11 protein-coding genes are annotated in these 12,735 nt (G+C 72.5%); 2 read left to right on the top strand and 9 right to left on the bottom strand.

Annotation, left to right across the window (positions count from 1 at the left end; all coding sequences use genetic code 11):
* Positions 1-139 precede the first annotated feature (139 nt).
* Complete coding sequence (locus tag ACIPUC_RS29165) at positions 140-685, top strand: GtrA family protein (RefSeq protein WP_446593324.1); 546 nt, start codon at positions 140-142, stop codon at positions 683-685.
* 14 nt (positions 686-699) lie between these two features.
* On the opposite strand, the gene ACIPUC_RS29160 is transcribed toward ACIPUC_RS29165, so the two are convergent.
* Positions 700-1,965, bottom strand: coding sequence for an ATP-binding protein (locus tag ACIPUC_RS29160; RefSeq protein WP_446593323.1), 1,266 nt, complete (start codon positions 1,963-1,965; stop codon positions 700-702).
* Between the two features lie 14 nt (positions 1,966-1,979).
* On the bottom strand, positions 1,980-2,657 hold the full coding sequence (locus ACIPUC_RS29155; protein WP_446593322.1) for a response regulator transcription factor: 678 nt from the start codon (positions 2,655-2,657) through the stop codon (positions 1,980-1,982).
* A gap of 493 nt (positions 2,658-3,150) precedes the next feature.
* On the opposite strand from ACIPUC_RS29155, the gene ACIPUC_RS29150 reads away from it, so the two are divergent.
* Positions 3,151-4,668 carry a peptide MFS transporter gene (locus tag ACIPUC_RS29150; RefSeq protein WP_446593321.1) on the top strand — a complete coding sequence of 506 codons (1,518 nt, stop codon included), beginning with the start codon at positions 3,151-3,153 and terminating at the stop codon, positions 4,666-4,668.
* Positions 4,669-4,749: 81 nt separating this feature from the next.
* On the opposite strand, the gene ACIPUC_RS29145 is transcribed toward ACIPUC_RS29150, so the two are convergent.
* The 7 genes from ACIPUC_RS29145 to ACIPUC_RS29115 form a co-directional block, all read right to left on the bottom strand.
* The gene (locus ACIPUC_RS29145; RefSeq protein ID WP_446593319.1) at positions 4,750-6,054 is read right to left on the bottom strand and encodes a hypothetical protein; all 1,305 of its coding nucleotides are present in this window, start codon (positions 6,052-6,054) and stop codon (positions 4,750-4,752) included.
* A complete protein-coding gene (locus tag ACIPUC_RS29140) occupies positions 6,051-7,154 on the bottom strand; it encodes a hypothetical protein (RefSeq protein WP_446593317.1) in 1,104 nt (367 codons plus the stop codon). Before ACIPUC_RS29140 ends, ACIPUC_RS29145 begins: the two co-directional genes overlap by 4 nt.
* Positions 7,151-8,146 (bottom strand): hypothetical protein, encoded by a 996-nt coding sequence (locus ACIPUC_RS29135; RefSeq protein ID WP_446593316.1) that lies wholly within the window; start codon positions 8,144-8,146, stop codon positions 7,151-7,153. The genes ACIPUC_RS29140 and ACIPUC_RS29135 overlap by 4 nt, the downstream gene beginning before the upstream one ends.
* 16 nt (positions 8,147-8,162) lie before the next feature.
* The gene (locus ACIPUC_RS29130) at positions 8,163-8,837 is read right to left on the bottom strand and encodes an LPXTG cell wall anchor domain-containing protein (protein ID WP_446593314.1); all 675 of its coding nucleotides are present in this window, start codon (positions 8,835-8,837) and stop codon (positions 8,163-8,165) included.
* A 121-nt stretch (positions 8,838-8,958) separates the two neighbouring features.
* The gene (gene hutI / locus ACIPUC_RS29125) at positions 8,959-10,137 is read right to left on the bottom strand and encodes an imidazolonepropionase (protein ID WP_446593313.1); all 1,179 of its coding nucleotides are present in this window, start codon (positions 10,135-10,137) and stop codon (positions 8,959-8,961) included.
* Positions 10,138-10,187: 50 nt separating this feature from the next.
* On the bottom strand, positions 10,188-11,552 hold the full coding sequence (locus tag ACIPUC_RS29120) for a formimidoylglutamate deiminase (RefSeq protein ID WP_446593311.1): 1,365 nt from the start codon (positions 11,550-11,552) through the stop codon (positions 10,188-10,190).
* Complete coding sequence (locus tag ACIPUC_RS29115) at positions 11,543-12,733, bottom strand: allantoate amidohydrolase (protein WP_446593401.1); 1,191 nt, start codon at positions 12,731-12,733, stop codon at positions 11,543-11,545. The genes ACIPUC_RS29120 and ACIPUC_RS29115 overlap by 10 nt, the downstream gene beginning before the upstream one ends.
* Between the last annotated feature and the right edge of the window lie 2 nt (positions 12,734-12,735).

Below are 12,735 nucleotides of genomic sequence, written 5' to 3'. Positions count from 1 at the left end.
CGGACCCGCCGGTGTGCCGTGTGTCGCACGCAGTCCGAAGGCACAGACGGACCGGAGGGGCGACACTTAACATGAGGGGGTTGACGGAGAACAGCGGACGCCCCTCTGGGGCGGTGACCGACAGGGACTGACCATTCAGATGAGCACGCCGGGGAACGGATCTGTTCTCGAACGCGTACGCGGTCTCGTTCGGGAGGTCGCCAAGTTCGGGGCGGTCGGCGGTCTGGGTGTGCTGGTCAACCTGGGCGTCTTCAACCTGATCCGCAACACGACCGACCTCCAGGTGGTGCGCGCGAGCGTGATAGCCACCGTGGTCGCCATCGCCACGAACTACCTCGGCTTCCGCTACTTCGCCTACCGGGACCGCGCCAAGAGCGGCCGGACCCGCGAGCTGACCCTGTTCGCGGGCTTCAGCGCGATCGGCCTGGTGATCGAGAACGGCGTGCTGTACACGGCCACGTACGGCTTCGGCTGGGACGGACCGGTCGCCACCAACGTGTTCAAGTTCATCGGCATCGGCGTCGCGACGGTCTTCCGCTTCTGGTCGTACCGGACCTGGGTCTTCAAGGCCCTGCCGCCGGCCGCCGAGGCGGAGCCGATACCCGAGCCGGCCCCGCTGCCGAAGCCGGACCGCAAGCCCGAACCGCTGCCCGACCCCGCGCCCGAACCCGAGCCCGCACGTTAGGGACGGCAGGGACGCTAGCGGACGGTCTTCTCCGGTTCCTTGCGATCCGGGGCCGTCCGGCTCAGGAACAGCGCGAAGACCGGCGGCTGCGCCTGGAGCAGCTCGAGGCGCCCGCCGTCCGCCTCCGCGAGGTCCCGGGCGACGGCCAGGCCGATGCCGGTGGAGTTGCGGCCGCTGATGGCCCGCTCGAAGATCCGGTTGCCGAGGTCCGGCGGGACTCCCGGTCCCTCGTCCGTGACCTCCAGCACCGCCTGGTTCCCGATCACCCGCGTGCGCAGGGCGACCGTGCCGCCGCCGTGCATCAGCGCGTTCTCCACCAGGGTGGCCAGGACCTGGGCGACCGCGCCCGGGGTGCCGACGGCCCGTACGCCCTGTTTGCCGGAGCGCACGATGGCGCGGCCGGCGCTGCGGTAGGCGGGCCGCCACTCCTCCACCTGCTGTTTGACGACCTCGTCGAGGTCGAAGGGGACCGCCGAGCCGGTCCGCGGGTCCCGCGAGTTCGTGAGCAGGCGCTGGACCACGTCCGTGAGCCGCTCCACCTGGGTGAGGGCGATGGTCGCCTCCTCCCGTACGGTCTCCAGGTCCTCGGTGACCGTGATCTCCTCCAGCCGCATCGACAGTGCGGTGAGCGGGGTGCGCAGCTGGTGGGAGGCGTCCGCGGCCAGGCGCCGCTCGGCGGTCAGCATCCGTCCGATCCGCTCGGCGCTGGAGTCCAGTACGTCCGCGACCCGGTCCAGCTCGGGCACCCCGTACCTCTTGTGCCGGGGCCGCGGGTCGCCCGATCCGAGGCGCTCGGCGGTCTCGGCGAGGTCGGTGAGCGGGGAGGCCAGCCGGTTGGCCTGGCGTACGGCGAGCAGTACGGCCGCCACGACGGCCAGCAGCGCGACGGCGCCGACCACCGCGAGGGTCCGGACGACCTCCTTGGTCACGGTGGAGCGGGCTTCCTCGACGACGACGAGCTCGCCCTGCTCACCGTGTGCGGTGCCGCGGATGACGTCCTCGTCGATCCGGTGGCCGACCTCCACGGAGGGCTGCCCGGGGATGGTGATGGTGGCGTGGTGCCCCACGTCCAGCTGGTCGGCGAGGGCCTGGGCGTCGACCTGCTTGCGCTCCATGACGTTCGCCTCGACGATGCCGGCCAGGCGCTGCGCCTCGTACTCGATGCGTTCCTGGGCGCTGCTGGTGATGGTCCGGGTCTCCACGATCACCAGGGAGACGCCGAAGACGGCGATCACGACGAGTACGACGGCGAGCGTGGAGTTGATCAGACGGCGGCGCATGGCGTGGGAGCTGCTCAGCTCTTCTCGAAGCGGAAGCCGACGCCGCGGACGGTGGCGATGTAGCGGGGGTTGGCGGCGTCGTCGCCCAGCTTCTTGCGCAGCCAGGAGATGTGCATGTCGAGGGTCTTGGTGGAGGACCACCAGGTGGTGTCCCAGACCTCGCGCATGAGCTGGTCGCGGGTGACGACCCGGCCGGCGTCGCGGACCAGGACGCGCAGCAGGTCGAACTCCTTGGCCGTGAGCTGGAGCTCCTCCTCGCCCATCCAGGCGCGGTGCGATTCGACGTCGATGCGCACGCCGTGGGTGGCGGGGGGCTGGCTGGCCTCGGCGGCGCCGCGCCGGAGCAGGGCCCGGACCCGGGCCAGCAGCTCGGCGAGGCGGAAGGGCTTGGTCACGTAGTCGTCGGCGCCGGCGTCGAGGCCCACGACCGTGTCGACCTCGTCCGCGCGGGCGGTCAGGACCAGGATGGGGAAGCCGTGGCCTTCGGCGCGCAGCCGGCGGGCCACTTCCAGGCCGTCCATGCCCGGCAGGCCCAGGTCCAGGACGACGAGGTCGACGCCGCCCTGCAGTCCGGCGTCCAGGGCCGTGGGGCCGTCTTCCCGGACCTCGACCTCGTACCCCTCCCGGCGCAGGGCGCGGGCCAGGGGTTCCGAGATGGATGCGTCGTCCTCGGCGAGCAGTACACGCGTCATGTGGGTGATGGTAGTCCGCGGCGACCGGCTCGAGGCGGCCGCGGGAACACCCCTGTCTATCTGGGCTTATGAGCGACGCGCCGCCTTCGAATATGGTCGAACGGTTCCCGCATCGCCTGTGATCCATATCTCAAGTCCTTCCTTATCCGGCCCTGTCGTGTCGTATGGTGTCGAGACGCCTGATGCACTACCTCGGGGACCTTTGTGCCGAAAAGCGCGCCGAAGGTCTCTATTTCTGTCCTGACCGGACCGGGCAGTCTTGACGGACTGACCTGGCCGGGCTTGATGACAGTGAATGACCTGTGGGCCGGGCCCGTCGCGCGAGGATGCGCGGCCGGGCGTGGATCCCGGTTACGGATGTCTCTTCGCCCCCGGCCCCACGGGAGCGAAACCCCTGGGCGTGGGGTGGGACCCCGCTGCCGGTGCCGGCCACCCCCCACCGGGCGCTGATGGGCTCACGAGGCCACGCGTCCCGAGCAAGCAAGGATCGACCATGGCTTCCAGCCTGACGAGGGACTCGGCGGATCCGTCCACCGAGAAGACCTTCTTCGGCCACCCCCGTGGCCTGGCCACGCTGTTCATGACCGAGATGTGGGAGCGCTTCTCCTACTACGGCATGCGCGCACTTCTCGTCGTGTACATCCTGTCGGGCGGCCCCGACGCGGCGGAGGGCAGCCAGGCGGGCGGCCTCGCCATGCGGACCGCCGTCGCGACGGCGATCTACTCCGTGTACGTCGCCATGGTGTACCTCATGGCCCTGCCCGGCGGCTGGTTCGGCGACCGCGTCTGGGGTGCCCGCAAGACGGTCACCGTCGCGGGCGGCGTGATCATGGCCGGCCACTTCGCGCTCGCCCTCCCCGGCCAGGCGATGTTCTTCGCCGGTCTCGCGCTGGTCGCGGTCGGTTCCGGTCTGCTGAAGGCCAACATCTCCACGATGGTCGGCCACCTCTACGACGGTCCGCAGGACCCGCGCCGTGACAGTGGCTTCACCCTCTTCTACGTGGGCATCAACCTCGGCGCCTTCGTCGCCCCGCTCGCCATCGGCACGGTCGGCCAGACCGTCAACTGGCACCTCGGCTTCGCCATGGCCGGTGTCGGTATGGCGCTGGGTCTGGTGCAGTTCCTCCTGGGCACCAAGCACCTGAGCCCGACCAGCAACCTGGTCCCGAACCCGCTCTCCGCCCAGGAGCGCAACGCGATCATCGTCAAGGTCGCGGCGAGCGTCGGCATCATCGCCCTGTTCTACGCGGTCGTCGCCTTCGCCGGTCTGTTCACGCTGAACTGGGCCATGATCCCGCTGACCATCGCCGGTCTGCTGATCCCGATCGGCGTCCTGGTCCGCATCAAGCGCGACAAGGACCTCTCGGCTCCCGAGCAGTCGAAGATGACCGGCTACATCTGGTTCTTCGTGGCCGCCGCCGTCTTCTGGATGATCTACGACCAGGGTGGTTCCACGCTGGCCGCGTTCGCCGAGACCAAGTCCGCGAACACGCTCTTCGGGTTCGACTTCCCGTCGACGTGGTTCCAGTCGCTGAACCCGCTCTTCGTGATGTCCCTGGCCCCGGTCTTCGCCTGGCTGTGGATCTGGCTGGCGCGCAAGAACCAGGAGCCGACGACCATCGTGAAGTTCGCGATGGCCCTGGTCCTGGTCGGCGGCTCGTTCTTCGTCTTCGTCGTGCCGATGGGCATGGCGGGCGACGGCGGCAAGGTCAGCCCGATGTGGCTCGTCTCGATCTACATGATCCAGACGATCGCCGAGCTGTGCCTGTCCCCGGTGGGTCTGTCCGTCACCACCAAGATGGCGCCGCAGAAGTACGCGAGCCAGATGATGGGTGTCTGGTTCCTCGCGGTCACCGCCGGTGACTGCACGACCAGCCTGCTCTCCATCGCCGGTGTGGACCTGAACGGCACGACGATCATCGCCGCGCAGGCCGCGCTGGCGGCGCTCGCCGGCTTCGCGATCCACATGTACCGCAAGAAGGTCCAGACGATGATGGGCGACGTCCACTGACGCACCCCCTTCGCAGCGCGACGGCCCGGCACACCGGAAGGTGTGCCGGGCCGCCCGCGTTGTGCCGGCGTTCTCCCGCGGTCAGCGCGTGCCGCGCAGACGGCGCCACGGTGTGAACGTGAAGACTGCGCCGCCGAGCAGGATCACCGTGCCGGCGACCAGGGCCAGGGCCTGGATGCCGCCCTCGTCCTCGGCGCCGGTGTCGGCGAGGCCGCCCGGACCGCTGGTGGTGCTGCCCGTGGTGGAGGGCGAGCCGGAGCCGCCCGCCTGGGCGGTGGTGTCCAGTTCCAGGGAGACGCCGCTGCTGGTCGCCTTGCAGGGCACGTTGATCGGCGTGGAACCGGGGGCCATCGTGACGTCGATGGTCAGCTGGTCCGGGCTCAGCGTCACCTTGCCGGTCTTGCCCGGCTTGTAGGTGCCGGTCATGTCGTTGAGGCTGACCGGGGCCTTGTCCGGGATCGGCTCCGCGTTGGCCGGGCCGGAGACCTTGACCATGCCGCTGTCCGCGCCGCCGAGTTTGACGTTCATCGAGGGCTTGAGGGCCCCCGCGGGCAGCGCCATGGGCGCGGCCATCGCGCCCTTCGCCGTCTTGACGGTCAGGTCGTAGCTGCCGCCGTTCTTCTTCGCGTTGATCGTGACCGGGGTCTTGATGCCCCCCGGGACGACCGGGCCGCAGTCGAAGGCGACCTCGACGGCCTTGCCCGGGAAGTCGGTCTGGCCGCCGCCTCCGCCGCTGGTGGTACCACCGTTCGTCGTGCCGCCGTTCGTCGTACCGCCGCTCGTCGTACCGCCGCTGGTGGTACCGCCGTTCGTCGTGCCGCCGCTGGTCGTGCCGCCGCTGGAGCCGGCCGCCACGTCGATGGTCGCCCCGCCCTTCACCTCGCCGGTCGGCGCGCACTTGGTGACGAAGGTGCCGAAGGAGAACGTGACGGCGACGTCGTACTTGCCGGGGGTCAGGGTGATCTTGCCGGCCTTGGTGAGCTTCAGCTTGCCCTTCATGGGCGACATGACCATGGGGGCCTTCTTGGGGATCGGCGGGTTCTTCTTCTCCCCGACGACCTTCAGCTCGCCCATCCCGCCGCCCACCGCGATCCAGCCGGTGGGCTGGACGGAGTCCTGCGGGATGTCCATCAGGTCCGTGTTGTTCGAGGCGGGCTTGACGGTCTCCCAGACGACGTCGACCTCGTCACCGACCTTGGCCGTGGCCGGGGCGGTGATCTTGGCAGTGGTCTCGCCCTCCACCGGATCGCCTCCGCCGGCCGGCGGAACGCACTTGACCTTGAACGTGGCCTCGGCGGCCAGGGCGGGCGAAGCCGAGATGGCGATACCCGCGCCGCCGAGCAGCAGCGCGACCACGGCCGCGCTCACCCTCCGTTGGGTCTTCACGAATGTCCTTTCGTCGTCGAACGGTTCTCAGACGGTGCGGACGTCTGTGGTGCTGTCTCCGGCGCGCTGTCCGGGGTGAACCACGGCAGGACCGCCGTGGGGGTCTCGTGGGGCGGCGGGGAAGCAGCCGGGGGCGGGGAGGCCGCGCGCGCGGATCCTCGTACGGCGGTAAGCCCGGGCAGGCGGGCCGTCACGGCGGCCGCCGCCTCGGGGATGCGGGCGCCCCGGTGGCGGCCGGGGGGCGCGGTGCGCGGCCGGACCCTGTCGACGACGGCCATGCCGATACGGAAGACCGCGGCCGGGATGACCAGCAGGAGCAGGCCCCAGAAGAGCAGGACCCCGTACGGCCGGTCCACGCCCCAGGGCTGGGTGGCCACGACGGTCTCGCCGTACTTGAGGGAGACGGTGTAGTCGCCGTACGCGCCCGCGGTCAGGGCCACGTTCAGGGCGATCTCCGCCTTGCCGCCGGGTGCGATGGTGCCCTTCCAGCGGACCTCCTCCCACAGCGGCGCGAACACCCCGTGCGCGGTGCCGAGCTGGAAGACCGGGTCCTTGACGGGGGCGGAGCCGAGGTTGCCGACGGTGACCTTGAACGTGCGGCTGGGCGGGGCGCCGAACCAGGTCAGCACCCCGTCGTCGCCCTCCAGCCGGACCCCGGTGAGCATCGCGAGACGGGCCGTGCCGGATTCGGCGGGCAGTTCGGCCACCGGGTGGTCGGTGATCTTCAGCGCGGCGGCCACGGTGGACTGGTCCCCGTTCACCGAGGTGACGTTGACGACGCAGGGGCAGGGCTTGGGCGGCGCCACCACGGGCAGCTGCGCGGCGAAGTGCCCGTCGTCGGCGACGGACACGGCCACGCCGTCGGCGTTGGCGCAGCTGTTGGTGCCGCCGATCATGTTCTGCCCGCAGACCAGCAGCATCACCAGGGTCTTGGCCCGCCAGCCGGTGCCGGTGACGGTGATCTCGGTGCCCTTGGCGGCCTCCTGGAGCGAGAGCGACACGCCGGGTTTGCCCTCCTCGGCGGCGGCCGGGGGCGCCGGGACCAGGGCGAGCGCGCACACCGCCAGCCCGGCGGCGAGCAGGGCTCCGAGTCTTCTCACCGGGAGGCTCCCGTCAGTTCGTGTTCCGGTGCAGGGGCAGGTCCGGCCGCGGGCGGTGCCCCGTCCGGCGGGTCCGGGCGGGGCCGCCGGGCGCGTACGAGGCACAGCGCGGCCGCGGTGGTCCCGCCGAGGGCGAGGAGGCCCGCCCCCGTCCAGCCGACGAGGTCCCACGGCACGAGCCAGCGCGATCCGGCGGCCACCGCGCGGGCGCCGCCGGGGGCGGTGACGGTGAGGGTGACGCGCACCCGGTCCAGGACCGGGGCTGCGGGCCAGGGTTCGGTCAGCTCCACCCGCTGGCCGGGGAGCAGTTCCACGGGCAGGGCGCGGCCGGTGCGTCCCGGCACCTCGCCGAACAGGCCCCCGGCCTCGAGTGCCAGGTCGGGGGCGAGGGCCACGTTGCCGCGGTTGACCAGGGTGTAGGCGACGACCGCGGCCGAGCCCCTGCCCCGTACGGCGACGTCCTCGACCGTGAGGGCGGCCAGGGCGGGGCCGCTGACCCGCAGGTGGACCCGTACGCCGACCTCGTGGCCGCCCTCGGTGGCGACCACGGCGGCGGGGTGGTCGCCGGGCGGGGAGGCGGGCGGCACGGTGAGCGTGAAGGGGACCACCGCGCGGGTGCGGGGCGGGACCTTCACGGTGGCTCCGGCGCCGAAGCTGATCCAGGATCCGGCGCCGCTGGACCCTTTCGCCGGGCGGACCGCGAAGGCGCCGCCCGCGGTGTTGTAGGCGTCGGCCCCGCGCAGGGTGACCGTGCGCTCCCGGTCGGTGGTGTTGGACAGGGCGAGGCGGTCCTCGAGGACGGTGCCGGGGGTGCCGGAGAGGTAGAAGTACGGGCGGCCGCCGCCGGGCCGGGCCTCGGCGGCGGGTCCGGCGACGGGCTCGGCGGTCCAGCCGGGCCCTTCGGCCGCCGCGGGGCTCGCGGCGGCCGTGTACAGCGCGGTGGCCGCGAGGAGCGGCACGCCGAGCCGTCGGAGGATGGGGAGCACGGGCATGGCCGGGGCGCTCCGTTCAGGACCGGGCCCGCCGGCCGCGCCGGTTCAGCCAGAGCACGCCGGCCGCCCCGGAGAGCAGCACGGTGCCGCCGAGGGTGCCCAGGGCGAGGGCGGAGTCGGTGGGTCCGGTCTGCGGGAGGGTGCCGTCGCCGTCCTCGTCGCCGGCCGGGGCGGCGCCGCCGGGGGCGGTGACGTCCAGTTCCAGGGACGGGCCCGGGCTGTTGCCGGGGGTGCAGGTGGTCGTGGTGCCCATGGCCTTGATGGTGAGCACCCCGGCGGTGAAGGTGACCTTGCCGCTCTTCTTGGGCTTGTAGGTGCCCGAGAGGTCGGTGATCTTGATGGGGGTGTTGGCGGGCGCGGCCTCGGGGTTGGGCGGGCCGGAGACCGGGACGGTGGCCTTCTCGGCTCCGCCGACCACGATGACCGCGCTGGGGTTCATCGCGCCCTTGCCGAGCTCGATGGGGCTGGACGAGACGCCCTTCTGGAAGGACATCGTCAGCTTGTAGCCGTCGCCTTCCTTGACGGCCTTGATGTCGATGGGCGATACCGCCGACTTGTCCCCGATCGGGGTCTTGCAGTCGTAGGCGACGTCGACGACCGCGGCCTGGGCTGCGGGGGCGGCCAGCAGTACCGCCGATCCGGCCAGCGCGGAGGCCAGCGCGAGCACGGTGGAGCGTTTCCGGTTGGACACCTTCGTCTTCCCCTCGGACCTCGGGACCACAAGTTACTGACGACACATCAGATTGGTGGCTCAAGGTACGCCCGGGGCCCTGCGGAGGGAAGACAAAGGGAAGGCCGGAATTGACCGTTCGTCAGTGCACGCGGACACCCCGCTGCCACACGCCGGAAACGAGCGGGACACCCGGGCGGTAGGCGAGGTGGACGTGGCTGGGCGCGTCGAGCAGGGCCAGATCGGCGCGGGCGCCGGGGGTGATGGAGCCGATGTCGCCGCGGCGCAGGGCGCGGGCGCCGCCCGCGGTGGCCGACCAGAGGGCCTCGTCGGGGGTCATCCCCATGTCGCGGACCGCGAGCGCGATGCAGAACGGCATGGAACTGGTGTAGGAGGAGCCGGGGTTGCAGTCGGTGGACAGGGCGACGGTGGCGCCGGCGTCGATCAGGCGGCGGGCGTCGGGCCACTGGGCGCGGGTGGAGAACTCGGCGCCGGGGAGGAGGGTGGCGACGGTGGTCGCGGCCGCCTGGGCGAGGGCGTCCACGTCGGCGTCGGTGAGGTGGGTGCAGTGGTCGGCGGAGGCGGCCTCGAGCTCGACGGCGAGCTGGACCCCGGGGCCGTAGGAGAGCTGGTTGGCGTGGACGCGCGGGATCAGTCCGGCGGCGGCGCCGGCGGTGAGGACGGCGCGGGCCTGCTCCCCGTCGAAGGCGCCCTTCTCGCAGAAGACGTCCACCCAGCGGGCGTACGGGGCGCACGCGGCCAGCATCTCGCCGGTGACGAGGTCGACGTAGCCGGCCGGGTCCTCGGCGTAGTCGGGGGACACGATGTGCGCGCCGAGGTAGGTGACCTCCTCGGTGTGCGCGGCGGCGATGCGCAGGGCGCGGGCCTCGTCGGCGGTGGTCAGTCCGTAGCCGGACTTGGTCTCGAAGGTGGTGGTGCCCTGGCGGCGGGCCTCGTCGAGGTGGCGCACCAGGTTGGCCTCGAGCTCCGCGTCGGTGGCGGCGCGGGTGGCGGCGACGGTGGTGCGGATGCCTCCGGCGGAGTAGCTGCGGCCGGACATCCGGGCGTTGAACTCGGCGGTGCGGTCGCCCGCGAAGACGAGGTGGGAGTGGGAGTCGACGAAGCCGGGGATGACGGCGCGGCCTGCGGCGTCGTACGCCTCGTCCGCGGCCGGGGCCTTGCCGGCGGGGCCGACCCAGGCGATCTTGCCGTCCTCGATGACGACGGCCGCGTTCTGGACCAGGCCGAGGGGGCCTCCGTCGCCGAGGGCGGGGTCGTTGGTGACGAGGCTGCCGATGTTCGTGATTGCGGAGGTGGTCATGGTTCCTCGTGGTCGTCGAGTGGCTGTGTTCCCCCACCCCGGCGCTGCGGTCAGGCGCGCAGGGCGGCGATGGCGGAAGCGAGGGCGGACGGGACGTCCGGGACGACGGTGTGGGCGCCGTCGCGGACGACGTGGCGGCCGCCGACCACCGTGTGGCGGACGTCCGCGGCCGAGGCCGCGAAGACCGCCGTCTCGGCGCCCAGCCGCGGCACCGCGCCGGCCGTTCTGACGGAGTCCAGGGCGATCGTGGTGAAGTCCGCCGGCGCCCCCGCCTCCAGGCGGCCCGCGTCAGGACGCCCGAGGGCGGCGTGGCCCTCGGCAGTCGCGGCCGACAGCAGCGCGTTCGCCGTCCAGTGCCCCCGCGTACGACTGCGCAGCCGCTCGTTCAGCTCCATGGCCCGGGCCTCCTCCAGCAGGTCGATGACCGCGTGGCTGTCACTGCCCAGCGAGAGCGGGCTGCCCGCCTGCTGGAGGCGGGTCGCCGGGCCGATGCCGTCGGCGAGGTCGCGCTCCGTGGTGGGGCACATGCACGTGCCGGTGGTGGTACCGCCGAGGAGGGCGATGTCCGCGTCCGTCAGGTGCGTGTTGTGGACGCCGGTGGTGCGCGGGCCGAGCACGCCGTGGTCGGCGAGGAGCTGCGTCGGGGTCCGGCCGTGCGCGGCCTGGCAGGCGTCGTTCTCGGCGGTCTGCTCCGAGAGGTGGACGTGCAGCGGGGCCCGGCGCTCCTGCGCCCAGGCGGCGACGGTGGCCAGCTGGGCGGTGGGGACGGCGCGCACCGAGTGGATCGCCGCGCCGATCAGGGCGTGCTCGCGGGGCTTCAGTGCGCTCGCCCGCTCCGCCCACGCCTCGGCGGTGCCGTCGGAGAAGCGCAGCTGGTGCGGGCTGGGCGCCTCTCCGAAGCCCGCCGAGAGGTAGGCGGTGTCCAGGAGGGTGATCCGGATGCCGGCCGCGGCGGCGGCCTCGATCAGGGCCTCGCCCATCGCGTTCGGGTCGGCGTACGGGGCGCCGCCGGGGGCGTGGTGGACGTAGTGGAACTCGCCGACGTTCGTGATGCCCGCCAGCGCCATCTCGGCGTAGACGGCCCGGGCGAGCGCGAAGTAGCTGTCGGGGGTGAGGTTCTGGGCGACCTTGTACATGACGTCGCGCCAGGTCCAGAAGGTCCCCGAGCCGACCTGCACGGTGGAGCGCAGGGCCCGGTGGAAGGCGTGGCTGTGCGCGTTGGCCAGGCCCGGGAGGGTCAGGCCGCGCAGGATCTCCGCACCCGGGGGCGGGGTCTCGACCCCGGTCCGCACGGCGGCGATCCGCCCGTCCGCCGCTGCGTCCAGGGCCACGCCCGGCTCGACATGGGTGCCGAGCCAGGCGTGTTCCAGCCAGTACGTCTTCTCCGCGGTCACCACGTGCCCCTTCACCTGCATGCGAGACCTTCCAGTACGTCGGCGAGGGCGAGGACTCCGGCGACGCAGTCGTCCTCGGCGGCGAACTCCTTCGGGGAGTGGGAGACGCCGGTGGGGTTCCGTACGAACAGCATCGCGGTCGGGACGGCCGCCGAGAGGATGCCGGCGTCGTGTCCCGCCCCGGTGCCGAGGACGGGGACGGCCCCGCCCAGGATCCGGTTCATCTCGTCGCGCAGGGCGTGCTCGAACTCGACGACCGGGGTGAAGGACTCCCGGACGATTGCGAGGTCGATGCCGTCCTGGTCGGCGCGCTCGCGGGCGGCCTTCTCGATGGCGGTGACGACCGTGTCGAGGGTGGCCTGGTCGGCGGCGCGGGAGTCGAGCCAGCCGCGCACGAGGGAGGGGATGGCGTTGACGCCGTTGGGCTCGACGGCGATCTTCCCGAAGGTGGCGACGGCCCCGGCGAGGGCCGCCTCGGTGCGGGCGGCCAGCACGGTCGCCGCGTACGTGAGCATCGGGTCGCGGCGGTCCGCCAGGCGGGTGGTGCCCGCGTGGTTGGCCTCGCCGTGGAAGTCGAACCGCCAGCGGCCGTGCGGCCAGATCGCGGAGGCGATCCCGACGCGGTCCCCGGACAGGTCGAGGGCCCTGCCCTGTTCCACGTGCAGTTCGACGAACGCGCCGATGCGGGCGAGCCGTTCGGGGTCGGCGCCGATGGCCTGCGGGTCGTACCCGGCGGTCTCCATGGCCTGCGGGAGGGAGATCCCGTCGGCGTCGCGGAGTTCGTACGCCTTCTCCTTGGTCAGCTGCCCGGCGGCGAGCCGCGAGCCGACGCAGGCGAGGCCGAAGCGGGCCCCTTCCTCGTCACCGAAGTTGGTGATGGCAAGTGGCCTGGCGAACTCCGCGCCCCTCCTGCGGAGTTCGTCCAGGGCCGCGAAGGAGGACACCACCCCGAGGGGGCCGTCGAAGGCCCCGCCGTCGGGGACGGAGTCCAGGTGCGAGCCGGTGACCACGGCGTCCCCCGCGAGGGGGTCGCCGAGCCAGGCCCACTGGTTGCCGTTGCGGTCGGTCTCGTACGCCAGCCCGCGCGCCTCGGCCTGCTCCTGGAACCAGGTCCGGCAGTCGGCGTCGGCCCCGGTCCAGGCGTACCGGCGGTACCCGCCGGAGTCCGGGTTGCGGCCGATGGGCGCGAGCTCGGCCCACATCT

Source organism: Streptomyces sp. LARHCF249, from assembly GCF_052871255.1.
This window is presented reverse-complemented; position numbering and strand designations above follow the sequence as displayed.

Bases quoted from the DNA above. Each gene is read 5' to 3' on its own strand.
- ACIPUC_RS29115 (WP_446593401.1), bottom strand. From the start codon at position 12,733: ATGTGGGCCGAGCTCGCGCCCATCGGCCGCAACCCGGACTCCGGCGGG.
- ACIPUC_RS29155 (WP_446593322.1), bottom strand. From the start codon at position 2,657: ATGACGCGTGTACTGCTCGCCGAGGACGACGCATCCATCTCGGAACCC.
- ACIPUC_RS29160 (WP_446593323.1), bottom strand. From the start codon at position 1,965: ATGCGCCGCCGTCTGATCAACTCCACGCTCGCCGTCGTACTCGTCGTG.
- ACIPUC_RS29150 (WP_446593321.1), top strand. From the start codon at position 3,151: ATGGCTTCCAGCCTGACGAGGGACTCGGCGGATCCGTCCACCGAGAAG.
- hutI (WP_446593313.1), bottom strand. From the start codon at position 10,137: ATGACCACCTCCGCAATCACGAACATCGGCAGCCTCGTCACCAACGAC.
- ACIPUC_RS29120 (WP_446593311.1), bottom strand. From the start codon at position 11,552: ATGCAGGTGAAGGGGCACGTGGTGACCGCGGAGAAGACGTACTGGCTG.
- ACIPUC_RS29135 (WP_446593316.1), bottom strand. From the start codon at position 8,146: ATGCCCGTGCTCCCCATCCTCCGACGGCTCGGCGTGCCGCTCCTCGCG.
- ACIPUC_RS29165 (WP_446593324.1), top strand. From the start codon at position 140: ATGAGCACGCCGGGGAACGGATCTGTTCTCGAACGCGTACGCGGTCTC.